Consider the following 24,109-nt stretch of genomic DNA (forward strand, 5'->3'; position numbering starts at 1 on the left):
AACATATTCATCAAAATATTATAACAACGCTAAATTGTACGATAGTTGAATAGATTAGCATGTAATATAAGGTTAATCATTGCTATAATGAATATAAATAAATTTAATAAGGATGTGTACAATGCGAATAGCTATCATAGGAATGGGCACAGCAGGTGTAAGCTTGCTGAAAGAATTAGTGAAACATGATAATTTTGCAACGATGAATATAGACATGTACGATAATCCTAAAAATATGGGGCAAGGTGTACCTTTTCAAAATGACAGTGATCAATTATTAATAAATGTACCTGCCAAACAAATGACTTTGAATTTAGAGAATCAAGGCGAGTTTTATGAATGGTACAAATCACAATCGATATTTAAGTTTTCAAACCCGGAGTATTTACCTAGGTTTATATTTGGACATTATATGAAAGATTTTTTAGAAAAATATAATCACCAATTTGAAAATATCCAGATGATTAAAGAAGAAGTGTCAGAAGTTTTCATTGAAGCTGATGTAGGTCAAATAGATGTTAAATATTATGTTTGTACTTCGAAAGACATGTCAAATTGTCAAAAGTATGATGTTGTATTTTTAACAATTGGTACAATGTCATACCATGACCCGTATCATTTGAAAGGGAAAAAAGGATATATTCATACACCTTATCCAACTTATAATACGTTAGATGATGTAAATGAAACTGACAGAATTGCAATCATTGGCACAGGTTTAGCATCTTTAGATGTAATTCGTTATGTTACTGCACATCATCCTAAATTACCAATTACTTTAACTAGTCGCAAAGGTCAATTGCCAAGTGTAAGAGGTGAAATGCCTGACATTGAATTTAAATACTTAACACCTGAAAATTTTAATGCAATAAAGAATGAAAATTTCGGAAACGTACCTTTGGAACAAGCGCTAAGTTTATTTTTGAAAGATTGTGCATATTATAATGTTGCAATTGAAAAATTAGTGCATCGTAGACAAAATGACCCGGTGAAGGATTTAACATATGATTTAGAACACGAAACTGAATTAGGGGCATTCCAAAGTATACTTGAATTAGTAAAAGAAAATTTAAATTGGATATGGAATAGTTTCAGTAGAGAAGATCAAAAACAATTTTTAAAAGATTACCAATCTATATTAAAAGATAATTCTAATCCTATGCCTCCACGTACGGCTAAATTAATAATAGATCATATTAAAAATGGGACTATTGAAATTAAAAGTGGTTTAGAGAATGTTCAGTATGAAGCAAGCCAATTTTATTTCAAATACAAAAATGAAACAGAGGCAGTTCATAAATTCGATGTCGTAATTAATGCTACTGGTTCAAAAACGCAACTTTCAGATCTTGATAGTGATGATCAATTGATTTTAAATCTTGAAAATAGACAGGTTGTACAAGCACATCCGCTTGGTGGTATCCAAATTATTGCTGAAACAAATCAAGTTATAAGTCCACGCTACGGAACTCTTAAACACATGTACGCATTAGGTCAACTAACAAATGGAATCAATCAGTCTCGTAATGGTGTAGCTATGATAGTTAAACAAGCGGTTAGCGTAGTAAATCAGTTGTTAGCAGATAAGTGATTGTAAAATGAATTCTTTAGCAGTATATTTTGTGAGAGTTTAATTTTTTAATAATAACTAAATTATAAAGCGTATAAAAGTCATAATAAAAAATTAATTTATTTTTTATTAATTTGAGTAAAAAGCTTTTTTATTAGTATTTAAAGCATTTTAATAATAATAATACGTTGAAAATAAAGCCGACTTAGATAATATGAATTGTCATTCTGCCTAAAATGTAGTACGATATTGATGTAACTTAATAAGAGTTACTTGACTCAATCATTATTTACAATTTCATAGATATTCTTTCGGGGCAGGGTGAAATTCCCAACCGGCAGTAAACAAAGCCTGCGACCTGCATTTGATTATTCAAATGTGGCTGATCTAGTGAGATTCTAGAGCCGACAGTAAAGTCTGGATGGGAGAAAGAATGAAGTATAACAAAAATGACACTTTTTAAGTGTTTATTTGGCATACACTTATATTTGAAAGTGGATAAGTGTATTTAGTTTGAAGCTAATGATGTTATATCAATATATATCCCACACCTGAAATGTTTTATTTCAGGTGTTTTTTATTATTTAGAGGTGATAATGTGAGTCAATATTTAAATTATGCAATCCAATTAGCAAAAATGGTAAGTGGTCAAACGGGTGTAAACCCGCCTGTAGGCGCGGTAGTTGTTAAAGACGGCCGAATCGTAGGTATGGGCGCACACTTGAAAAAAGGCGATAAACATGCTGAAGTACAAGCGTTAGATATGGCACAAGATGAAGCTAAAGATGCTACTATATTTATTTCATTAGAGCCATGTACACATTTTGGTTCAACGCCACCTTGTGTGAATAAAATTATCGATTTTGGCATAAAGAAAGTCATATATGCTGTTAAAGATACGACTTTACCCTCTAACGGTGACGAAATATTACAACACGCAGGAATAAAAGTTGAATTTCGTCATAATACAGAAGCAGAAGACTTGTATAAAGACTTCTTTATAAGCAAAAGTAAAGAGGTACCTGTAGTGTCAGTTAAAGTTGCTTGTAGTTTAGACGGTAAACAGGCTACTGACGAAGGTGAAAGTAAATGGATTACGAATAAAGCCGTCAAAGCTGATGTATTCAACTTACGTCATACGCATGATGCTGTACTTACAGGTAGAGGCACATTAGATGCAGATAACCCTCAATATACAACACGAATTGAGGAAGGTAAGCATCCAACAAAAGTAATTTTATCGCAATCAGGCCAAATTGATTTTGAATTAGACATGTTCAAAAATACTCATACACCTATTTGGATTTATACACAAAATGAAAACTTAAAAACAGATATTGAACAGGTGGAAATTATTATTTTAACTGATTGTTCAATTGAAAATATTTTAATAGATTTATATCAAAAGGGAATTGGAAAATTATTGGTAGAAGCAGGTCCAACCGTAACTTCAGCATTTCTTCAATCTCAATATACGAATGAACTTATCTTATATTATGCCCCGAAAATTATAGGTGGTTCTGGTAATTATCAATTTTATCAAACTAAAAATATTTTTGGATTATCAGAAGTACCACAATTCGAAATTGTTAATACCCAAATGCTTGAGCAAAACATTAAATTAGAGTTGCGAAAGAAGTGAATAACCATGTTTACCGGTATTGTTGAAGAAATAGGCACGATTAAAAAAATAACGACACAACAATCTGTAGTTAACTTAACAATTGATTGCGAGACCATCTTATCAGACATGCATATAGGAGATTCTATAAGTGTGAATGGCGCATGTTTAACTGTTGTTGATTTTAATAAGCATTCGTTCTCTGTACAAGTAATTAAAGGTACAGAAAATAAAACTTATCTAAATCATTTAAACCAATCTACAGAAGTGAATTTAGAAAGAGCGATGAGTGGTCAAGGTCGTTTTGGAGGTCACTTTGTGCTAGGACATGTAGATGAAGTAGCTAAGATTACACGTATACAAGCATCAGATAATTCTAAAATTGTAACAATTAAGCCTACTACTACGCTTATTAAACAAATGGTGCCACAAGGGTCCATAACTGTAGATGGCGTAAGCTTAACTATTTTTCAATTAAAAGATGCTGAATTCGATATCCATCTCATTCCTGAAACGCGAAGATCCACAATTTTAAATCAAAAACGTGTAGGTGATCCGGTCCATATTGAAACTGATATGTTATTCAAATATGTAGAGAGAATTGTCAGTAATAATGAATCAGGATTAAATACCGAAAAACTTAGAGCATTTGGATTTTAGGAGGGGTAGTATGAAATTAGATAGTATAGAGACAGCACTTATAGAACTGAAAAAAGGTAAAAGTATTGTTGTCGTTGATGATGAAAACAGAGAGAACGAAGGCGATTTAGTAGCTGTGACAGAATGGATGCAAGATAATACCGTTAATTTCATGGCGAAATATGGTAGAGGACTCATTTGTGCGCCAATTAGCAAAGGTATAGCTGGAAAGTTAGAACTCAATCCAATGGTGAATGATAACTCTGATATCTATGGTACGCAATTTACTGTGAGTGTCGATCATATTAATACGACGACAGGTATCAGTACTGGAGAAAGAACAATGACAGCAAAAGCGTTAATAGAGGAAAATGCAACAGCTAGTGATTTTAATAAACCAGGCCACTTATTCCCCTTAATTGCACAAGATGATGGTGTGTTAGAAAGACGTGGCCATACAGAAGCATCTGTAGATTTAGCTAAACTAACTGGCGCAAAACCAGCAGCATTAATTTGTGAAATTATGAATGAAGATGGTTCTATGGCTAAAGGTAAAGAATTAGAAGCCTTTAAGGAGAAGCATGCGCTTGTAATGATTTCTATTGAAGATTTAGAAACATATAGAAAATCATTAACATCTAAGTTAGAAGCAAAAGCAAAAGTGAAGTTGCCTACTAAACATGGTAAGTTTGATATGTATGGTTTTACTTCTCAGACGAATGAAGAAGAACTTGTGGCTATTGTAAGTGGAGACATAAAGAAAACAGAAAATGTACGTATTCATTCTTCTTGTCTGACAGGCGATATTTTTCATAGTCAAAGATGTGATTGTGGTGAACAACTTGAAGCTTCAATGAAATATATAAGTGAGCATGGTGGCATTATTTTATATTTACCTCAAGAAGGTAGAGGTATTGGTTTAATTAATAAGTTAAAAGCATATGAACTTATTGAACAAGGTTATGATACTGTGACAGCTAATATTGCTTTAGGTTTCGACGAAGATTTGAGAGATTATAAAGACGCCGCGAGAATTTTAAAATATTTTGGCATTGAAAGCGTGAATTTGTTAAGTAATAATCCCAAAAAATTTGAAAGTCTAGAAACTTATGGTGTGAATATTAATAAAAGAATTGATCTTGTAGTTCCAACAAATAAATTTAATCAAGATTATATGGATACGAAAAAAGAAAAAATGGGTCATTTAATATAGGAGGTCAATAGGATGAATTTTGAAGGTAAATTAATAGGTTCCGATTTAAAAGTAGCAATTGTTGTAAGTAGGTTTAATGATTTTATTACAAACCGTTTATTAGATGGTGCAAAAGATACTTTAGTACGACACGAAGTACCAAAAGAAAATATTGATGTGGCATATGTACCAGGCGCATTTGAAATTCCATTAGTAGCTAAGAAATTAGCTCAAAAAGGTGAATATGATGCAGTGATTACGTTAGGTTGTGTAATAAGAGGATCTACTTCTCATTATGATTATGTGTGTAATGAAGTGGCGAAAGGTGTTTCTAAGGCAAATGATGTTGCTGATACACCAGTTATCTTCGGTGTTGTAACAACTGAAAATATTGAACAAGCAGTAGAACGTGCAGGCACAAAAGCAGGGAATAAAGGTGCAGACGCAGCAATTAGTGCAATAGAAATGGCTAATTTATTAAAAGAAATATAATAGAATAAGATTGAAACGTCAACATTTATATAACTGGATATAGGCGTTTCTACTAAAATAAAAAGAATTGGACAATAACGATTTCGTTAAGTCCAATTCTTTTTTGTTCACTATTATTTTTTGAAAAGGCGATATACTAAGGCACTAGCTGCTCCAAAGGCTGCAACTATACCTGTAACAACGCCCGCTTTTTTCATTACTTCGGGTTTCATTAATTCTTTAAACATTAAATTTAAATTTTGAGGTCGTTCAGCTAGTCGCCTCATAAAGTAACTAAACCAATCATCCCCATATGGTACATAAATACAGAAATTGTTACCTTCCCCAGCTATTTTCTCCGCTAAATCAGTACGGAAACCATACAACATTTGAAATTCATACTGATTTTTTTCGATATTATTATCTTTGATAAATTGTTTTATATGTGTAATAACTTTATCATCATGAGTTGCAATTGACGTTACATTTTTAGCGTTTAATAATCTTTTTTCAATTAAACGTATGTAATTTTCGTCAATGTCTTCTTTAGTTTGATAAGCTATTGTATCACTTTCTTTATATGCGCCTTTAACCATGCGCAATCGTAATTCTGGATATTTTTCTACAAGTGTATCAGCTTCATATAAATAACCTTGAATTACGGTACCTACATTTTTGAATTCACCTTTTAAACGGTCTAACACTTGCGTGATGTCAAATAAACTATCATACTTTTCAGTATCGATATTAATATGCATATTATTAAACTCATTCGCTTTTAATAATATTTCACGTAGATTGCGATAAGCAAGATCCAAATCAAATTCAGAGCCTAACTGGCTTAATTTAATAGACATGTGACCATCTAAGCTATTATTATAAATAGCGTACATCACTTCTAATATTTGATCTTTTGATTGAATTGCTTCACCTTCAGTTACAACAAATTCTCCAAGGCAATCTACAGTAACTGTAATTCCCTTGCTGTTTAGACGTTCAATTGTGTTTAATAAGGCTTCGATTGTATTGCCAGCAACCACTTTATTAGCACCGAGCATTGGACCGATTTCCTTAGCAGTCTTATTTAAAAAAGGGTTGTTAGATAACCCGATAAAAAAATTTTTCACAATTGGCATATTAATTCCTCCCATTCTGCTTACAGCTGATCTTTCAATATAAGTGTAGCATGAATCTAAAGGGAATGAAATCGTTTACAATAGAATATATTACACTTTATTTTATTAAATACACTTATAGCAAAGTGTTGATTATAAGATGCTTTTTATTTTTAAAACAAATTGAGTTTTTCACGTCCATGGCTATCTTTAAAATGGAAAAAGTACATCATATTTTGATACAATAAATATAATGAAATTTAACGAGAAGGGGAAGTATGTATTATGTGGAAATGGGAAACCGAAAAGGAAGCTAAAGGTGTCGTTGTAATTGCACATAACATGCTTGAACATACGGGAAGATACGCATATGTAATTACGATGCTTCGCCGAAATGGATATCATGTTATTATGGGCGATTTACCTGGCCAAGGGCAAACGTCACGTTCTAACAAAGGTCAAATTGACAGTTTTGATGTATATCATGAGCATATTTTAGAGTGGATTAGAATAGCGAATGAGTATAAAATACCTACTTACGTGTTAGGTGTCGGTTTAGGTGGTTTAATTACACTTAATTTACTTGAAAAAGTAGAAGTACCAATTGAAGGTTTGATGCTTTTATCTCCACTTTTAGAATTTAAAAAGAGTAATAAATCTCGTAAAGATAAAATAATTTCAAATATAGGTAAAGTAGCTAAAGATACAAGATTTAAAGTGGGAATCACGGTTGAAGACTTAACACGAAACGAAGAAGTAATTGAAGAAATAAAAAATGACCAGTTGATGTTGCAGAAAGTAACTTATCACTGGTATAAACAAATCATAGAAATTATGAAAGAAACAGTAACACATTTAACTGATATTAAACCGTTACCACTACTGTTAATGTATGGTCTAGAAGATCAAGTTGCAGATACATCAACAATGGAATTAATTAAAGACAAAGTGAAAACGGATGAATTATATTTCAAAGCATGGGAAGGACTTTATCATGAGGTACATAATGAACCCGAAAGAGATGAAGTAATGAGATATATATTGGCATTTTTAAATAATAGTGCAAGCAATAACGGCTTTATTGTACATGATGAACATGAAGTATCTTAATTAAAAGCATCACCACACTAAAATAGAGTAAGAAAAGCGTCAGATACCATAAAATGTTATCTGACGCTTTTCTTATAAAATATCATTTAGAATAAAGAGTATGTACCACGCTATAATGAAGGTTGTTGAAATAATTTTGTGAAATAAATCACAATTTTATTGAAAAACTCATAGAATACTGTTATATTTATATTGTGAAATAAATCATAAATAATAACTTAACGATTGAATACGTGAGGAGCGTCATATAATGAAACAAGTTAAAAATAATAAAGTAGTTTTAATAGGTGATGGGGCAGTAGGCTCAAGTTATGCTTTTGCGTTAGTAGCTCAAGGTGTTGCAGATGAATTAGTAATTATTGATTTAGACGAAGAAAAAGTTAAGGGCGACGTCATGGATTTAAATCACGGTGCGCCATATGGTGATTCACCAGTGAAAATCAAAGCAGGTACATATAATGAATGTACAAATGCAGATTTAGTCGTCATTACTGCTGGTGCAGCTCAAAAACCAGGTGAAACACGCTTAGATCTTATTGAAAAAAACACCAAAATTTTTAAAGGAATTGTTTCTGAAGTTATGAAATCTGGATTCGATGGTATTTTCTTAATTGCTACAAATCCAGTAGATGTCTTAACATATGTGACATACAAAGTATCAGGTTTACCAAAAGAAAAAGTGATAGGTTCTGGTACAATTTTAGATACAGCACGTTTTAAATATGAGTTAGCTGAAGAATTTGGCGTTTCATCAGGAAGCGTGCATGGTCAAATTATCGGTGAACATGGTGATTCAGAATTAGCGGTATGGTCTCAAGCTAATATTGCTGGTCAATCTTTATATCAACTTTTAAAAGATGATCCTGAAAAGCAACACAGAGTTGAAGAGATTTTTACAAACACGCGTGATGCAGCTTACGATATAATACAAGCAAAAGGTGCGACGTATTATGGGATTGCAATGGGGTTACTACACATTACTAAAGCAATTTTAAATAATCAAAATGTTGTATTAACAGTTTCTAGTTATTTAGAGGGTGAATACAACCAAGAAGAAGTCTATATTGGTGTACCAACACAAGTAAATAAAGAAGGTGCTGTAAAAGTTTTTGAAATGCCTCTAGACAGCCATGAGCGCAAGTTATTCGAAAAATCAGCCACTATTTTGAAAGAAATGCAAAATAAAATAACTCATATAATTGCATAATTCATAGTTTAAATTTAAACTGTATATAAGATTAATTTTATTAAAAATTCTAATGTTAATTCAGTGAAGAATTTATTTACTAAGAATGATGTTTTTTGATAAATTAATTTTACATGTTTAACTTTATACTATGATTGGGGGATTATTCTATGGGGAAGACATTTACTGATAATGTTGATGGTGTTTTAAGATTAGAAATGGTGTTGAATGACATCGAAGATATCTTTAACAAAGTTCAAAAGCAGTACAAGATGTCGAAAGAAGAAATTTTGATTCTTTTAACACTTTGGAAAGAAGGATCGATGACTTTAAAGGAAATGGATGATTTTGTACACATTAAATCTTATAAGCGTACAAGAACTTATAATGATTTAGTGGAAAAAGCGTGGATCATTAAAGAAAGACCACAAAATGACGAACGTACAGTTATCATTCATTTCAATGAAGATTTAAAAGCGCAACGGGAAAGCCTTTTAAATTTCTTCAAAGAAGAAATTGAATCAAAATCAACTAGCATTCAAACTAGTCTTAAATCTATCATTAACTTATAGGGAATAAGCAAAGCCTCGGTAGTCAAATACCGAGGCTTTTGTTTGTCTTTTTTATTTTATTATAAATAAGGTTTGTGCATACTTTCCTCAGGGCTAGCTTTAGCCTGTAGTCTTTAGCTCATTCCTTCCACACAGAAGTCGTGCTAAATCATTGATAGTAATTAAAAATCTCAAACAAACTAAACGTAAATAATACAAGTTTGGTTTGTTTGAGATTTAAAATAGTTATTTTATCTTCGAATAAATTGTTAATAACCGTGGTTGCGTTAAGAAATATACCTTGAAATCATGGGGTATTCACAGTCTAAATTTTTTCAAGTGCACAGATAAACGGCGGGTTATTCTGTTGATTAATAAATTGATATTGCAATACATGTGCTTTAGTTTGGTCAAACTGTGATAAATAATCAATTAAAGCATCACGTTCTAACTTGCCTTCATCATGACCATGATAAATCACTAATATAATGACGCCTTCTGGAGCTAATATATCAAAAATTGCGTTGATAGCTGACAATGTACTTTCAGGTTGGGTAACAATCGATTTATCACCTTTAGGTAAATATCCTAAATTGAAAATGGCAGCATCCACTTTACCAACTTCAATATCTGGAATATGCTGTTTTACATGTGCATGGCTATCTTGAATCAACGTTACATTGTGATAACCTTCAGTTTTTAGTTTTGTATTGCTAATAGCTTCTGTTTGGATATCCAATGCATATACTTTACCGTGAGGCACTTGTTGCGCAAGAAAAAGTGTGTCATTGCCATTACCACAAGTAGCATCTATGACAATGCTTTCTGATGTAACATGTTGTTGAAGCAACGTTTTCGCAAATGGTAAAATACGTTCTAATTTCATGATTTTATCTTACTTTCAAAATGTTTTCCTTGATATGATTCTCTGCGACCAAGTTCATTATCGATTTCGTTCAGTACTTCCCATTTATTTACGCTCCACATTGGACCTACCATTAAATCAATCGGACCATCACCAGTAATTCTATGAACAATCATTTCTTTTGGAATAATTTCTAATTGGTCACAAACTAATTTAGTATATTCATCCTGTGACATAAATTCTAACATGCCTTTATCATACTGTTTCACCATTGGTGTGCCTTTAAGTAAATGTAGTAAATGGATTTTAATACCTTGGACGTCCATTTGAGCGACTTCTTTAGCCGTCTCCATCATCATTGTATAGTCTTCACCTGGCAAACCATTAATAATATGTGTACAAATATTAATGTTATGTTTCCGTAATTTGGCGATACCTTCATGATATGTTTGCATATCATGTGCGCGATTGATTAAATCTGATGTTTCTTGGTGAACTGTTTGTAAACCAAGTTCTACCCATAAATATGTACGCTCGTTTAACTCTGCCAAATACTCAACCACATCATCAGGTAAACAATCAGGTCGTGTACCTATTGAAAGGCCAACAACACCCGGTTCCTTTAAAGCAGTTTCATATTTTTCACGTAATTCTTCGACAGGTGCATGCGTATTTGTAAATGCTTGGAAGTAAGCAATGTATTGACCGTCACTCCATTTTTCGTGCATTCTATCTTTAATTTGTTGAAATTGTACATCGATTGGATCCACACGATTACCTGCAAAATCTCCGCTACCTGCAGCTGAACAGAAAGTACATCCTCCATGTGCTACAGTACCGTCTCTATTAGGACAATCAAAGCCACCGTCAATTGCTACTTTGAAAATCTTTTGTCCGAATTTATTTTTTAAGTGATAATTCCAAGTGTGATATCTTTTATTCTCGAATGCGTAAGGGAAAAATTGTCCCATAAAACATTTTCCTTTCTGAATTCATTCTAGTTAAAGATTTTAACATATTTTAATGATATAGTGTTTAGTGTAAAATTAGAAATTTTAAAAATAGAGAGGAGCTTACTGTTATGAAAATGCCTAAATCAGTGTGGTGGTTAGTTATTGGGATGGCATTAAATATCACTGGCTCAAGTTTTTTATGGCCCTTAAATACAATTTATATGAATGAACAATTAGATAAAAGTCTTACAATGGCTGGTTTTGTCCTAATGATCAATTCGTTTGGTATGGTTATTGGTAATTTATTAGGTGGTAATTTATTTGATAAATTAGGTGGCTACCCAACGATTATGATAGGTACAGTTATATGTTTAATCAGTACAACGCTATTAAATTTCTTCCATGGGTGGCCTTGGTATGCGGTTTGGCTCGTAGCATTAGGTTTTGGCGGGGGTATGATTATTCCAGCTATTTATGCACTCGCAGGCGCTGCATGGCCTCAAGGTGGCCGCCAAACATTTAACGCAATCTATTTAGCGCAAAATTTAGGTGTCGCTATAGGAGCAGCATCCGGAGGTTTTGTGGCAGAGTTGAGTTTCAATTACATATTTATAGCAAACTTATTAATGTATGTAGCATTTGCAGTTGTAGCAATCACACAATTTAATATTAAACTTGATGTGAAAGTAAAATCGAATGATACGATGTCCTTATTATCTAAACAAAACAGAGTTCAATTTATTGCGCTATCACTTTTATGTGTGATGTTTAGTATTTGTTGGATTGCATACATTCAATGGGAGAGTACGATTGCTTCTTTCACTCAAGAAATTAATATGTCAATGAGCCAATACAGTTTGTTATGGACTGTTAATGGTATTATGATTCTGGTTGCACAACCGCTAATTATGCCGGTAATCAGGTTACTAAAAGGTAATTTAAAATATCAAATGTTGGTAGGTATAGCGATTTTTATAATGTCGTTCTTAGTGACAAGTTTTGCTGAACAATTTTCAGTGTTCATGATAGGTATGATTATACTAACATTAGGTGAAATGTTTGTTTGGCCAGCCGTTCCAACAATTGCAAATCAATTAGCTCCAAAAGGAAAAGAAGGGGCGTTTCAAGGGTATGTTAACTCAGCAGCAACTGTAGGCAAGGCTTTTGGTCCGCTTATAGGCGGAGTTCTTGTAGATACATTTAATATGCAAGCGATGTTTTTAAGTATGATAGGTTTACTTGTTATCGCAGTGTTTTTCTTAATGATTTATGATAGGAAATTACCAAAAGATGTATAAATTTTACATGGAAAATAAAAATTATAATCATTTTCTCGAACAGGTGTAAGGTTGCTTGTTCGATTTTTTTATAAAAACTAATAAATCGCAACATAGAAACTTTTAGTGTAGCTTTATTTCGCGTTTTCCACTTGAAATAAAACCTTTTTTCAAATATCATTAGTAATGTATAGGAGTAGTAACTTGAAAGCTTTTCTACAGAGAACTAGGAAAGGTGGAACCTAGTGTTAAGCATTGAGTGAACTTACCAGGACTTAAATGAATTTATAACATCTCTAACTATTAATTTAAATGAGCGCACATTTAATGTGAAACTGGGTGGTACCGCGGTGAAAGTCGTCCCTTTTGAAATCGATAATAGTTTGAGGTGTTTTTTTATTGAATAGGAGGAAAAGTAGTGAACTACAATCATAATGAAATTGAAAAGAAATGGCAGGATTATTGGGCAGAACATAAAACTTTTAAAACGAGCGATAATTTAGGTCAAAAAAAATTCTATGCGCTAGACATGTTTCCATACCCATCAGGTGCAGGACTTCATGTAGGCCATCCAGAGGGTTATACAGCTACAGATATTATTTCTCGTTATAAACGTATGCAAGGTTATAATGTGTTACATCCAATGGGGTGGGATGCATTTGGTCTTCCTGCAGAACAGTATGCCTTAGACACTGGTAATGATCCTCGTGAATTTACTAAAAAAAATATTGAGACGTTTAAACGTCAAATTAAAGAATTAGGTTTCAGTTATGATTGGGATAGAGAAGTGAATACTACAGACCCAGAATATTATAAATGGACGCAATGGATTTTTATTCAATTATATAATAAAGGACTCGCTTACGTTGATGAAGTTGCAGTAAACTGGTGTCCAGAACTTGGTACAGTACTTTCAAATGAAGAAGTTATTGACGGTGTGTCCGAACGTGGCGGTCACCCTGTGGTAAGAAAACCAATGAAACAATGGGTATTAAAAATTACTGAATATGCAGATCGTTTACTTGAAGATTTAGATGACTTAGATTGGCCTGAATCATTAAAAGACATGCAACGTAACTGGATTGGTCGTTCAGAAGGGGCTGCTATCTCATTCGATGTAGAAGACAATGATGCCCAAATTGAAGTATTTACAACACGTGCAGATACTGTGTACGGTGCAACATTCTTAGTGTTAAGTCCTGAACATGAACTTGTAAATCAAATTACAACAGCAGATCAAGAAGTGGCTATCAAAGATTATCAACAAGAAGCGGCTAAAAAGTCAGACTTAGAACGTACAGGTTTATCTAAAGAAAAATCCGGAGTATTCACTGGTGCATATGCAACGAATCCTTTATCTGGACAACAAGTTCCAATTTGGATTGCCGATTATGTACTTTCCACATACGGAACTGGTGCAGTTATGGCAGTACCAAGTGGAGACCAAAGAGACTATGAATTCGCACAAACATTTGATTTGCCAATTTTAGAAGTTATCGAAGGTGGCGATTTATCGCAAGAAGCCTATGATGGAGATGGACCACATGTTAATTCTGGCGAGTTGAACGGTTTATATAACGAAGAAGCGATTGCTAAAGCAATTGAATTGTTAGAACAAAAAGGTGCGGGTACTAGAAAAGTAAATTATAAATTACGAGACTGGTTATTTAGTCGTCAAAGATATTGGGGCGAACCAATACCTGTAATTCATTGGGAAGATGGTTCAATGACCACTGTTCCAGAAGAAGAATTGCCGTTACTTTTACCTGAAACGGATGAAATTAAGCCTTCAGGTACAGGCGAATCTCCATTAGCTAACATTGCTGATTTTGTTAATGTGGTTGATGAAGAAACTGGAATGAAAGGTCGTCGCGAAACAAATACTATGCCACAATGGGCAGGTAGCTGTTGGTATTATTTAAGATATATTGATCCAGATAATGATCAAATGCTTGCTGATCCAGAAAAATTAAAACACTGGCTACCGGTTGATTTATACATTGGTGGTGTAGAACACGCAGTACTTCACTTATTATATGCGAGATTCTGGCATAAAGTTTTATATGATTTAGGTGTAGTCCCTACGAAAGAACCATTCCAAAAATTATTTAACCAAGGCATGATACTCGGTGAAGGTAATGAAAAAATGAGTAAGTCAAAAGGTAATGTAATCAACCCAGATGATATCGTGAAATCACATGGTGCTGATACTTTACGTATGTATGAAATGTTTATGGGACCACTTGATGCAGCAATTGCATGGAGTGAAAATGGTTTAGACGGCTCAAGACGTTTCTTAGACAGAATCTGGCGCTTATTAGTTACTGATGATGGTTTGATTTCCGATAAAGTGGTAAATATTAATAATAAAGCTTTAGATAAAAGTTATCATCAAACAGTGAAAAAAGTTACTGAGGATTATAATACTTTGAATTTCAATACCGCGATAAGTCAACTTATGGTATTTATCAATGATTGTTATAAAACAGATGAAATTTACAAACCATATATTGAAGGATTCATTAAAATGTTGGCACCAATTGCACCACATATATCTGAAGAATTATGGACGCAACTTGGACATGAAGAAACAATCACTTATCAACCATGGCCTTCATATGATGAATCATTGCTCGTTGATGATGAAATCGAAATTGTTGTTCAAGTGAACGGTAAAGTACGTGCTAAGATTAATATTCCAAAAGACACTTCAAAAGAAGAAATGGAACAATTAGCACTTGATAATGATAATGTTAAAGCTGAAATTGAAGGTAAAGATATCAAGAAAGTCATTGCAGTACCAAAAAAATTAGTTAACATTGTAGCTAAATAATAGTAGGAGGAATTATTTATGGAATCTATTACAATTGATGAGTTGAAAGATAAGGTCCTAAATTCTGATCCAATTCATATCGTTGATGTTAGAACAGATGAAGAAACAGCTATGGGTGTAATACCAGGCGCAGAAAAAATACCAATGAATCAAGTTCCAGATAAATTAAATCATTTTAACAAAGATGAAACATATTATATCATTTGTAAAGTGGGCGGACGTAGTGCACAAGTTGTTCAATTCCTTGAACAAAACGATATACATGCAGTTAATGTTGAAGGCGGTATGGACGCGTGGGGCGACGAAGGTTTAGAAATCAATAGTATTTAAGTTGAAATAAAGCTTAAAATATTGAATTGAAAATGTTTGATTTAATAAATTCTAATTAGCTTTCTTTTTAGAGCGTTAATTGTAATTTTAAAGTGTCGACAAAGTCTCTGACTTTGTTGGCATTTTTTTGTGCAAGTATTCCACAAGCGCAGCGTCATCCTATAGTCTTCAGCTATGAACTTGTCAAAGGCAAATATTGTCTCGATGACAATATAAATCAAAAAAACAAACAAAATGCTATAAGAGCATTTTGTTTGTTTTGATTTGTGAAGATTATATTTAAGTATTAAAGATGAAATTCACCCGCGTTTGAGCCAGCAACATTACCAGTGACTAAAGCGCTTGTGATATTATATCCACCTGTGTAACCATGTATATCTAATACTTCACCGCACAAAAATAACCCTGGTACGTGTTTTGACATCATAGTTTTAGGGTGTATTTCTTTTAATGACACACCACCACCAGTTACAAAAGCTTTATCAATGGGCAACGTTCCGTTGACAGTAAAAGTAAAACCTTTAAATAATTCAACTAACTTATTAATTTGTGCATTTGAAATATGATGGGCAGTTAAGTCATCACTAATTTGTGCTTGTTCAATAATGAATAATAAATAACGTTCTTCGATTAACCCGTGCAAGCTATTTTTAATATATTTGTCAGGTGTATCTTTTAATATATTTCTAATTTGTGCTTCTAATTGAGCGACACTCAGATTTGGAAAAGCATCAAGTTGCATCTGAATCTCTTTTTGTTTTTGACTTTTTTGCTCTTTATATACAAATTGACTACATCTCAGTGCGGCAGGTCCACTTATACCAAAATGTGTGAATAACATATCCATTTGATGTGTGATACGTTGTTTGCCATTCTTTTTCAATACGGATAGTGCAACATCCTTTAAACTTAAACCTTTTAAACGCTTGTTCTTAATAAAAGGTTCAGAAGACGTAATAGGGACTTCGGTCGGAAATAATTCTGTAATCGTATGACCTAAATGTTTAGCAAATTTATAACCATCTCCAGTAGACCCCGTTTTGGGTACACTAGTACCACCAGTCGCAATAATGAGACTCTTACTTTCAAATTGTTGTTGCTCATTTAGTGTAACTTGAAACGTTTGTTGTGGTGTATATTCAATAGATTGGACAGTAGATTCTTCTTTAACGTTTACATTGTTTTGTTGTAACGTATGAATGAGGGCATCTACCACGTCTTGTGCTTTATTAGATACTGGAAACATACGACCATGATCTTCTTCTTTTAAACCTACACCTCTTGATTCGAAAAATTGAATGATGGATTCATTATCAAATACAGAGAAAGGACTGTATAAAAATTTTCCATTGCCAGGTATGTTTTTAATAATTTCATCATAAGGAAGGCGGTTAGTAACATTACAGCGGCCGCCACCAGAAATTTTTAGCTTGCGACCCAATCCTTTTTTCTTCTCAATTAATAAAACATTTTCGCTATTTTGACTTGCTGCAGCGGCAGCCATGAGTCCACTTGGCCCACCACCGATTATAATTGTTTGATACATTTTATTGCCTCCCTTAGCTATATAGTGTTATTTTATAGTAATATACTTTTGAAAAAAAGTAGTTATAACGTTATTATTAAAGTTATGAGTGTAAAAATTAATTTGAGATAGGAAGATCTGAATGAGTGAAAGTAAAGAATTAGTGAGGGGCACCTTTTTAATTACGCTTAGTATTTTGATTACTAAGGTTTTAGGTGTTATATATATTATTCCATTCTACTCGATTATTGGTGGAGAGGAAAATTTGGCGCCTTTCAACTATGCATACACCCCGTATAATATAGCGATTGCTATTGCAACTGCGGGAGTCCCATTAGCAGCGTCTAAATATGTTTCTAAGTATAATGCAATGGGTGCATATAAGGTCAGTGAAAAACTGTATAAATCAAGCTTTCTTGTTATGACTGTAACAGGATTTATAGGATTTTTCATCTTATATTTATTAGCTCCAACAATTGCATCTATTACTTTAGCAAATAAAGCAGGTGCAAATGGCGGGTGGTCAGTAGACGAAATTACATGGATTATTAGAATTATTAGTATGGTAGTTATTTTTATTCCGCTACTTGCTACATGGCGCGGTGTGTTCCAGGGTTACAAATCTATGGGACCAACAGCAGTGTCAGAAGTTATTGAACAAATTGCACGTATACTATTTATTTTAGTTGGTAGTTATTTAGTTCTTAATGTATTTAACGGCAGTGTACTTGCAGCTAATGGTATTGCTACATTTGCAGCGGCTGTAGGAGCAATTGCAGGGATTTTCACACTATGGTATTACTGGAGAAAAAGAAAACCTAATATTGAAAAAATGGTTGCAACGGATACAACGGGCATTGATATATCATACGGTAAAATGTACAAAGAGATTATTTCTTACAGTATTCCGTTCGTCATCGTGAGTCTGAATTTCCCATTATTTAATTTAGTCGATCAATTTACACATAATAGCGCACTCGGTTTAGCAGGTGTGTCTAGCAATATGCATGACTATTTCTTTACAATTTTAAATATGACGACAAATAAAATCGTTATGATTCCAACAGCACTATCAGCTGGTTTTGCAGTAAGTTTAATTCCATTTATTACTAAAACGTATGCAAAAGGTGAATTACATGAGATGCACAGACAAATACGTACGTCATTAGGGGTTCTAATGTTCATCACAGTGCCTGCAAGTTTAGGTATTATGGCATTAGCATTACCATTATATACAGTCTTTTATAGTTATAATGTTGATGGTAGCCAAATGCTATTCTACTATGCGCCAGTAGCAATTCTAATTGGTTTATTGAGTGTAACAGCATCAATGTTACAAGGTATTGATAAACAAAAATTAACAGTATTTGTTATATTAGCGGCAGTTGTAATAAAAGTAGTGTTAAATACACCATTAATTATAGCGTTCCATTCTGCTGGTGCGATATTAAGTACGGCAATTGCATTATTATTTGCAGTGTCATGTAATCTGTATATACTTAAAAAACATGCTAAATTTGATTTTTCAGAAACATGGTTACACTTTGGTAAAATATTCTTGTATAGCTTAATTATGATGATATCAGTTGAATTAACATTCTTTATCTTACAATTCTTTATTTCAACACAATCTAAATTTGGATCGCTGATTATAATTATTGTTAGTGTGATTGTTGGTATGTTAGTTTATGCTAGCATGACTATGAAGACAAGACTTGCAGATCAGTTTTTAGGTGATATTCCACAGAAAATTAGACGTAAATTAGGTATCGCAGAATGAGAATAGATAAATTCTTAGCTAATATGGGCGTAGGAACACGTACAGAAGTGAAACAACTACTAAAAAAAGGCAATGTTACCGTGAATGATAAAAAAGAGAAATCACCAAAAACACAAATCAATCCAGATACGGATACTGTAAGCGTTAATGAAACGCAAATTCAGTATATAGATAAAATCTATTTGATGTTAAATAAACCAAAAGGGTATTTATCAGCTACTGAAGATAATAATCAACAGACAGTTATAGACTTAGTAGAAGAATTTAGATATTTAGAACTATTTCCAGTTGGACGTTTGGATAAAGATACTGAAGGGTTATTGCTCATCACTAATGATGGGCAGTTTAACCATCAATTGATGAGTCCAACAAAGCATGTTTCTAAGACATATGAAGTAATTTCTGAAAAAACTATTACAAAAAATGATATAGAATCCTTTAAAACGGGTATTGAATTAAATGAGGGATTGGCGAAACCTGCTCAATTAGTTGAAGGTGATGAAAAGAACAAATCATTTGTCACAATATACGAAGGAAGGTATCATCAGGTTAAGCGTATGTTTCATGCTATAGATAATGAAGTTTTAGCTTTGAAACGTATTAGCATTGGCGACTTAAAGCTAGATTCAGCATTAGCGCCAGGAGAATATCGTCATCTAACTCAACAAGATTTTAAACAATTAGGATTAAAATAATGAAGAGGTGTTTTTATGTCAAATTTATTTAAAGCAGTATTAGGTATCGGCGGAGCAGCGGCTGCAGTTGTTCTTTCTAAAAAAGAAAATAGAGATAGATTAAAAGACGAGTATGGCAAATACAAGTCTAATCCAGAATCATATAAACAAAACGCGAAAGATATCGCTAGTCAAATTAGTTCAAAAGCAGGCGAAACTTATAGTGAAGTAAAACAAGATCCTAAAGGCTATGCTTCAAAAGTAAAACAAGACCCTAAAGGTTACCTTAAAGATCAAAAAAATCATTTCAAAAATGGTGTCAAAAAAGAAGACGTAGAAATTGAAGAAGCTAGATTCGATGATGAAGGCGGAGATCCTTCTAATAATCTACGTGTCGTAACTGAAGAAGAATTAAAAAATAATAGTAATAAACGTGATAATAAGTAGTAGATTACGTTTTGACGGCCTAGTTCATTTTAGTGAACTAGGTTTTTTTATGTAAGTGCGACAGAAATTTATATTTTTTAACGAGATTTCGTCGTATGAGCCGAGTCCCACAAAGATAACTAGAAAATCGAATACATGAGCTGGAGCGCTTGCATAAGACCTACTTGTCTTCATAAATGAAGTAGTAGTGCTTTAAAAGATTAATATAAGCGCATTTTCAGTTCAGTCAGTCACTGCCAATATAATAATTAAGGATGAGACATGTATTTTGTCTCACTTCTTTTTTATATTAATACAGTTTTTGAAATATATTAATATATATAGGTTGAACTGTTTTCTTTGTTGACTAAACAGTTGGAATTTTTAAATAATAATGACATCTCACTGTAGTTTCTTCCACACTTCATGTAAAATATTAAATATATAAGTTTGGAGAAGGAAGTGGATCACAAATGTGGAAAGACAAAGTGAAAGAGTATGAAGATCTAATCGTTGATGATTTGAAAGGTTTATTATCTATTGAGAGTGTTAGGGAAGATAATAAAGCAACAGCAGAATATCCAGTTGGACCTGGTCCACGAAAAGCCTTAGATTACATGTACAAAATAGCTGAACGCGATGGATTTGGCACACATGATGTAGACCATATCGCTGGTCGTATTGAAGCGGGTGCTGGAGAAGATGTTTTTGGTATATTATGCCATGTTGATGTTGTACCTGCTGGAGAAGGTTGGGATTCTGATCCGTTTGATCCAGTTGTGACAGACGATAGAATTATTGCAAGAGGTACGCTTGATGATAAGGGTCCAACAATTGCAGCGTACTATGCAGTTAAAATATTAAATGATATGAATGTAAATTGGAAAAAACGTATACATATTATAATAGGTACTGATGAAGAATCTGATTGGCAATGCACTGAGCGTTATTTTGAAACTGAAGAAATGCCTGCATTAGGATTTGCACCGGATGCAGAATTCCCTGCAATTCACGGCGAAAAAGGTATTACTACTTTTGATGTGATACAAAATGAAAAAGCAGAAGACCAAGACGAGCCAGAATATGAATTAATTTCATTTAACTCAGGTCAAAGATATAATATGGTACCTGATGAAGCCGTGGCAAATGTATCTGTAAAAGAAAACATGACTGACGTCATTCAAAATTTCGAACAATTTGTTCAAGAGAACAATATTGAAGGGGAAAGTATCGTTGATAGTGGTGTACTTGTATTAAAAGTTCAAGGAAAAGCTGTACATGGTATGGATCCTTCTATCGGTGTCAATGCTGGTTTATACTTGTTAAATTTCTTATCAAGCCTAGATTTAGATAAAACAGCAGCTAATTTCGTAGATTTCAGTGAAAAATATTTATTCAATTCTCATTTCGGAGAAAAAATGGGTATGAAATTCCACACAGATGTTATGGGTGATTTAACGACGAATATTGGTGTTATGTCTTATGACAATGTCAAAGGTGGGACATTTGGTGTTAATTTAAGATATCCGCAAGGATTTGAATTTGAAGAAGCAATGACGCGTTTCAAGAGTGAAGTTCAATCACTTGGATTTTCAATTGAATTAGGTAAAAATCAAACACCACACTATGTAGAAAAAGATGATCCATTTGTTCAAACGCTCGTACAAGCCTATAGAAACCAAACAGGCGATGAAACTGAACCATACACAATTGGTGGTGGCACATACGCCCGTAATTTAGATAAAGGTGTTGCCTTTGGAGCAATGTTCAATGATTCTGAAGATTTAATGCACCAAAAAAATGAATATATCAGTAAGAAGCAATTATTTGATGCGACGAGTATCTATTTAGAGTCACTATATACTTTGTGTGTGGAGGAATAAATATGACAAAAGTGTTAATAAACGAAAGATTACTAGAAGAAAAAGATGCAAATGTAGCTTATAACGATAGAGGTTATGTATTTGGTGATGGTATTTATGAATATATAAGAGTTTATGACAATCATCCCTTTACTGCCAATGCACATTTTGAAAGATTATTAAGAAGTGCTAAAGAAATTGGCTTAGAATTAAACTATACTGTTAATGGCCTTATAGAACTCGTACGCGAACTGATAGCTGCAAATGGTGTAGTTAATGGCGGTGTATATATTCAAGTAACACGTGGTACTGCACCACGTGACCATGCCTTTCCTACGCCATCAGTAAAAGCGAACATCACAGCTTTTACAAAGACTTATGATCGTCCATATAAGCTATTAGAAGAAGGCATAAATGCCGTGACAACTGAAGATATCCGTTGGTTAAGATGTGATATAAAAAGCTTGAATTTATTAGGCAATGTATTAGCAAAAGAATATGCTGTTAAATATAATGCACAAGAAGCAATTCAGCACCGTGGTGAAACTGTTACAGAAGGATCTTCAAGTAATGTTTACGCAATTAAAGATGGAGTGATTTATACACACCCAATCAACAACTATATTTTGAACGGCATTACACGTATGGTTATAAAAGAAATTGCTCAAGAAAAAGGTGTTTCGTTTAAAGAAGAAACATTTACTTTAGATTTTTTGAAAAATGCGGATGAAGTTTTGGTTTCAAGTACATCAATTGAAGTGATGCCAGTTGTTAAATTAAATGGTGAAGCTGTGGGTGATGGAAAAGTAGGGCCAATCACTAAATCGTTACAAGAAGGATTTAATAGATATATTGACACGCATAGTTAATAATTTCAATAAATGGATAGAAAATGTAACATATATTAAGGTCAAATTATGTTATAATTCTTACTGAGCCGTTTAATAGAATTCCATAAAGGTATGGAATCAAAATGTGAATTTTAATTTCTCATTTATAGTTGAAATAAAGTATTAAAGATTATAAAATCTTTTATATGTCATGAAATTTGGAAGTAAAAAATTTCACAAAAAAAGATAAAGAAATATTAAATTAATACTCTGTTAAGAGCTAATTTATGATATGATGTAAAAGTTATTGTAAATTAGCTCAGATAGTATGAGTATTAATAAATTAAAAAGGACTTGAACCACGATGGGACAATGTGTCAGTCATAAAACTTGAGGCTGCACAATTTTGGTTGGAGTTTATAATTTTGAATTAAAAATTATTATATATGGCTCTCGAAAATTCTTTTCAGGAGCCATTTTCTAGTTGAAAGTGAGGTGAACGTGTTGGAGCAGTTTTATCAATTAGGATGGACGCTTGATTCAGCAGGTGGTGCATCTGGTGAAGCTTATATGGCTGAACAGGATGGACAGAAATTATTTTTAAAAAGAAATTCAAACCCTTTTATTGCAGCCTTATCTGCTGAAGGTATTGTGCCAAAACTAGTTTGGACGAAACGTATCGAAACTGGAGAAGTTGTAACGGCGCAGCATTGGAAAAATGGTAGAGAACTTACTTTCAATGAAATGTACGAACAAAGAGTAGCTAATTTATTGAAAAAAATTCATAGTTCAAGAACACTATTGAATATGTTAAAACGAATGGAAATGGAGCCGATCACACCCGATATTTTGTTAAACAAAATTAACGCTTCATTATCTAGAGAAGTTTTAACGCATCATGTAGTAAGAAAAGCATTGACGTATTTAGAAGATCATATGCCTAATTTAGATCCACGTTTCTTTACGGTTGTGCATGGCGACGTCAACCATAATAATTGGTTATTATCAGATCGTGACGAGCTTTACTTGGTTGATTGGGAAGGTGCGATGATTGCTGATCCTGCAATTGATTTAGGTATGCTGCTATACAATTACGTTCCTGAAAAGAAATGGCCTCACTGGTTAGATGTATATGGAACAAAAGATTCAATGGACTTACAAAAACGTATGAAATGGTATACAGTTATCCAGTCTATAGGTATGGTTCAATGGTACGAAGAACAAAAGCGCTACAAAGATATGAATATGTGGCTTAAATTCTTAAATGAAGTAATGAATAACAATGCTTTTATATAAGGA

Annotated in this window: 21 protein-coding genes and 1 riboswitch; of the genes, 17 read left to right on the forward strand and 4 right to left on the reverse strand. The window is 33.0% G+C overall.

Features of this window, described 5'->3' with window-relative positions; translation table 11 throughout:
* The first annotated feature begins 121 nt into the window (after positions 1-121).
* From PYW44_RS05435 to ribH, 5 genes are all read left to right on the forward strand, one after another.
* Positions 122-1,591: an FAD/NAD(P)-binding protein gene (locus PYW44_RS05435; RefSeq protein ID WP_021339034.1), complete on the forward strand. Its 1,470-nt coding sequence runs from the start codon at positions 122-124 to the stop codon at positions 1,589-1,591.
* 282 nt (positions 1,592-1,873) lie between these two features.
* Positions 1,874-2,007: riboswitch (FMN riboswitch) on the forward strand.
* A gap of 161 nt (positions 2,008-2,168) precedes the next feature.
* On the forward strand, positions 2,169-3,212 hold the full coding sequence (gene ribD / locus PYW44_RS05440; RefSeq protein ID WP_021339035.1) for a bifunctional diaminohydroxyphosphoribosylaminopyrimidine deaminase/5-amino-6-(5-phosphoribosylamino)uracil reductase RibD: 1,044 nt from the start codon (positions 2,169-2,171) through the stop codon (positions 3,210-3,212).
* A 6-nt stretch (positions 3,213-3,218) separates the two neighbouring features.
* Entirely contained in the window at positions 3,219-3,851 is a 633-nt protein-coding gene (gene ribE / locus PYW44_RS05445) for a riboflavin synthase (protein WP_002507290.1), read from the forward strand.
* Between the two features lie 10 nt (positions 3,852-3,861).
* The gene (locus PYW44_RS05450; RefSeq protein WP_021339036.1) at positions 3,862-5,043 is read left to right on the forward strand and encodes a bifunctional 3,4-dihydroxy-2-butanone-4-phosphate synthase/GTP cyclohydrolase II; all 1,182 of its coding nucleotides are present in this window, start codon (positions 3,862-3,864) and stop codon (positions 5,041-5,043) included.
* Positions 5,044-5,055: 12 nt separating this feature from the next.
* On the forward strand, positions 5,056-5,514 hold the full coding sequence (ribH, locus tag PYW44_RS05455; RefSeq protein ID WP_002507292.1) for a 6,7-dimethyl-8-ribityllumazine synthase: 459 nt from the start codon (positions 5,056-5,058) through the stop codon (positions 5,512-5,514).
* 113 nt (positions 5,515-5,627) lie between these two features.
* On the opposite strand, the gene PYW44_RS05460 is transcribed toward ribH, so the two are convergent.
* Entirely contained in the window at positions 5,628-6,629 is a 1,002-nt protein-coding gene (locus PYW44_RS05460) for a proline dehydrogenase family protein (RefSeq protein ID WP_002507293.1), read from the reverse strand.
* A 264-nt stretch (positions 6,630-6,893) separates the two neighbouring features.
* Between PYW44_RS05460 and PYW44_RS05465 the strand changes: the two genes are divergently transcribed.
* From PYW44_RS05465 to PYW44_RS05475, 3 genes are all read left to right on the forward strand, one after another.
* Positions 6,894-7,718, forward strand: coding sequence for an alpha/beta fold hydrolase (locus PYW44_RS05465; RefSeq protein WP_021339037.1), 825 nt, complete (start codon positions 6,894-6,896; stop codon positions 7,716-7,718).
* A 250-nt stretch (positions 7,719-7,968) separates the two neighbouring features.
* On the forward strand, positions 7,969-8,925 hold the full coding sequence (locus PYW44_RS05470) for an L-lactate dehydrogenase (protein WP_021339038.1): 957 nt from the start codon (positions 7,969-7,971) through the stop codon (positions 8,923-8,925).
* A 149-nt stretch (positions 8,926-9,074) separates the two neighbouring features.
* On the forward strand, positions 9,075-9,476 hold the full coding sequence (locus PYW44_RS05475) for a transcriptional regulator, SarA/Rot family (protein WP_021339039.1): 402 nt from the start codon (positions 9,075-9,077) through the stop codon (positions 9,474-9,476).
* 304 nt (positions 9,477-9,780) lie between these two features.
* Here PYW44_RS05475 and mnmM read toward each other — a convergent pair whose 3' ends face one another.
* Positions 9,781-10,341: a tRNA 5-(aminomethyl)-2-thiouridylate-methyltransferase MnmM gene (gene mnmM / locus PYW44_RS05480; RefSeq protein WP_021339040.1), complete on the reverse strand. Its 561-nt coding sequence runs from the start codon at positions 10,339-10,341 to the stop codon at positions 9,781-9,783.
* The gene (mnmL, locus tag PYW44_RS05485) at positions 10,338-11,291 is read right to left on the reverse strand and encodes a tRNA modification radical SAM protein MnmL/YtqA (RefSeq protein ID WP_021339041.1); all 954 of its coding nucleotides are present in this window, start codon (positions 11,289-11,291) and stop codon (positions 10,338-10,340) included. The genes mnmM and mnmL overlap by 4 nt, the downstream gene beginning before the upstream one ends.
* A 110-nt stretch (positions 11,292-11,401) precedes the next feature.
* Here mnmL and PYW44_RS05490 point away from each other — a divergent pair, with 110 nt between their 5' ends.
* The 3 genes from PYW44_RS05490 (at position 11,402) to PYW44_RS05500 (ending at position 15,713) form a co-directional block, all read left to right on the forward strand.
* A complete protein-coding gene (locus PYW44_RS05490) occupies positions 11,402-12,571 on the forward strand; it encodes an MDR family MFS transporter (protein ID WP_002507299.1) in 1,170 nt (389 codons plus the stop codon).
* Between the two features lie 397 nt (positions 12,572-12,968).
* A complete protein-coding gene (gene leuS, locus PYW44_RS05495; protein ID WP_021339042.1) occupies positions 12,969-15,383 on the forward strand; it encodes a leucine--tRNA ligase in 2,415 nt (804 codons plus the stop codon).
* Between the two features lie 18 nt (positions 15,384-15,401).
* Positions 15,402-15,713, forward strand: coding sequence for a rhodanese-like domain-containing protein (locus PYW44_RS05500; protein ID WP_002507301.1), 312 nt, complete (start codon positions 15,402-15,404; stop codon positions 15,711-15,713).
* A gap of 286 nt (positions 15,714-15,999) precedes the next feature.
* Here PYW44_RS05500 and PYW44_RS05505 read toward each other — a convergent pair whose 3' ends face one another.
* Positions 16,000-17,259, reverse strand: a complete 1,260-nt coding sequence (locus tag PYW44_RS05505; RefSeq protein WP_002507302.1) for a BaiN/RdsA family NAD(P)/FAD-dependent oxidoreductase — start codon at positions 17,257-17,259, stop codon at positions 16,000-16,002.
* A gap of 121 nt (positions 17,260-17,380) precedes the next feature.
* On the opposite strand from PYW44_RS05505, the gene PYW44_RS05510 reads away from it, so the two are divergent.
* The 6 genes from PYW44_RS05510 to PYW44_RS05535 all read left to right on the forward strand — a co-directional run bounded on the left by PYW44_RS05510 (position 17,381) and on the right by PYW44_RS05535 (position 24,106).
* Positions 17,381-19,018, forward strand: coding sequence for a putative polysaccharide biosynthesis protein (locus PYW44_RS05510; protein ID WP_021339043.1), 1,638 nt, complete (start codon positions 17,381-17,383; stop codon positions 19,016-19,018).
* Positions 19,015-19,713, forward strand: coding sequence for a pseudouridine synthase (locus PYW44_RS05515; protein WP_002512504.1), 699 nt, complete (start codon positions 19,015-19,017; stop codon positions 19,711-19,713). Before PYW44_RS05510 ends, PYW44_RS05515 begins: the two co-directional genes overlap by 4 nt.
* 15 nt (positions 19,714-19,728) lie before the next feature.
* The gene (locus tag PYW44_RS05520) at positions 19,729-20,139 is read left to right on the forward strand and encodes a YtxH domain-containing protein (RefSeq protein WP_021339044.1); all 411 of its coding nucleotides are present in this window, start codon (positions 19,729-19,731) and stop codon (positions 20,137-20,139) included.
* 452 nt (positions 20,140-20,591) lie between these two features.
* Positions 20,592-22,001: a dipeptidase PepV gene (pepV, locus tag PYW44_RS05525; protein ID WP_021339045.1), complete on the forward strand. Its 1,410-nt coding sequence runs from the start codon at positions 20,592-20,594 to the stop codon at positions 21,999-22,001.
* A 2-nt stretch (positions 22,002-22,003) separates the two neighbouring features.
* A complete protein-coding gene (dat, locus tag PYW44_RS05530) occupies positions 22,004-22,849 on the forward strand; it encodes a D-amino-acid transaminase (RefSeq protein ID WP_021339046.1) in 846 nt (281 codons plus the stop codon).
* 465 nt (positions 22,850-23,314) lie between these two features.
* Complete coding sequence (locus PYW44_RS05535) at positions 23,315-24,106, forward strand: phosphotransferase family protein (RefSeq protein WP_002507308.1); 792 nt, start codon at positions 23,315-23,317, stop codon at positions 24,104-24,106.
* Positions 24,107-24,109: the final 3 nt, after the last annotated feature.

The sequence above is a fragment of the Staphylococcus equorum genome (genome assembly GCF_029024965.1).
Classification (GTDB): domain Bacteria; phylum Bacillota; class Bacilli; order Staphylococcales; family Staphylococcaceae; genus Staphylococcus; species Staphylococcus equorum.

Coding starts and splice junctions, on each gene's coding strand:
- pepV (WP_021339045.1), top strand. CDS start 20,592: ATGTGGAAAGACAAAGTGAAAGAGTATGAAGATCTAATCGTTGATGAT.
- mnmM (WP_021339040.1), bottom strand. CDS start 10,341: ATGAAATTAGAACGTATTTTACCATTTGCGAAAACGTTGCTTCAACAA.
- PYW44_RS05450 (WP_021339036.1), top strand. CDS start 3,862: ATGAAATTAGATAGTATAGAGACAGCACTTATAGAACTGAAAAAAGGT.
- dat (WP_021339046.1), top strand. CDS start 22,004: ATGACAAAAGTGTTAATAAACGAAAGATTACTAGAAGAAAAAGATGCA.
- ribH (WP_002507292.1), top strand. CDS start 5,056: ATGAATTTTGAAGGTAAATTAATAGGTTCCGATTTAAAAGTAGCAATT.
- PYW44_RS05475 (WP_021339039.1), top strand. CDS start 9,075: ATGGGGAAGACATTTACTGATAATGTTGATGGTGTTTTAAGATTAGAA.
- PYW44_RS05460 (WP_002507293.1), bottom strand. CDS start 6,629: ATGCCAATTGTGAAAAATTTTTTTATCGGGTTATCTAACAACCCTTTT.
- PYW44_RS05505 (WP_002507302.1), bottom strand. CDS start 17,259: ATGTATCAAACAATTATAATCGGTGGTGGGCCAAGTGGACTCATGGCT.
- ribE (WP_002507290.1), top strand. CDS start 3,219: ATGTTTACCGGTATTGTTGAAGAAATAGGCACGATTAAAAAAATAACG.
- mnmL (WP_021339041.1), bottom strand. CDS start 11,291: ATGGGACAATTTTTCCCTTACGCATTCGAGAATAAAAGATATCACACT.
- PYW44_RS05500 (WP_002507301.1), top strand. CDS start 15,402: ATGGAATCTATTACAATTGATGAGTTGAAAGATAAGGTCCTAAATTCT.
- PYW44_RS05515 (WP_002512504.1), top strand. CDS start 19,015: ATGAGAATAGATAAATTCTTAGCTAATATGGGCGTAGGAACACGTACA.
- PYW44_RS05520 (WP_021339044.1), top strand. CDS start 19,729: ATGTCAAATTTATTTAAAGCAGTATTAGGTATCGGCGGAGCAGCGGCT.
- PYW44_RS05490 (WP_002507299.1), top strand. CDS start 11,402: ATGAAAATGCCTAAATCAGTGTGGTGGTTAGTTATTGGGATGGCATTA.
- PYW44_RS05510 (WP_021339043.1), top strand. CDS start 17,381: ATGAGTGAAAGTAAAGAATTAGTGAGGGGCACCTTTTTAATTACGCTT.
- PYW44_RS05470 (WP_021339038.1), top strand. CDS start 7,969: ATGAAACAAGTTAAAAATAATAAAGTAGTTTTAATAGGTGATGGGGCA.
- PYW44_RS05435 (WP_021339034.1), top strand. CDS start 122: ATGCGAATAGCTATCATAGGAATGGGCACAGCAGGTGTAAGCTTGCTG.
- PYW44_RS05465 (WP_021339037.1), top strand. CDS start 6,894: ATGTGGAAATGGGAAACCGAAAAGGAAGCTAAAGGTGTCGTTGTAATT.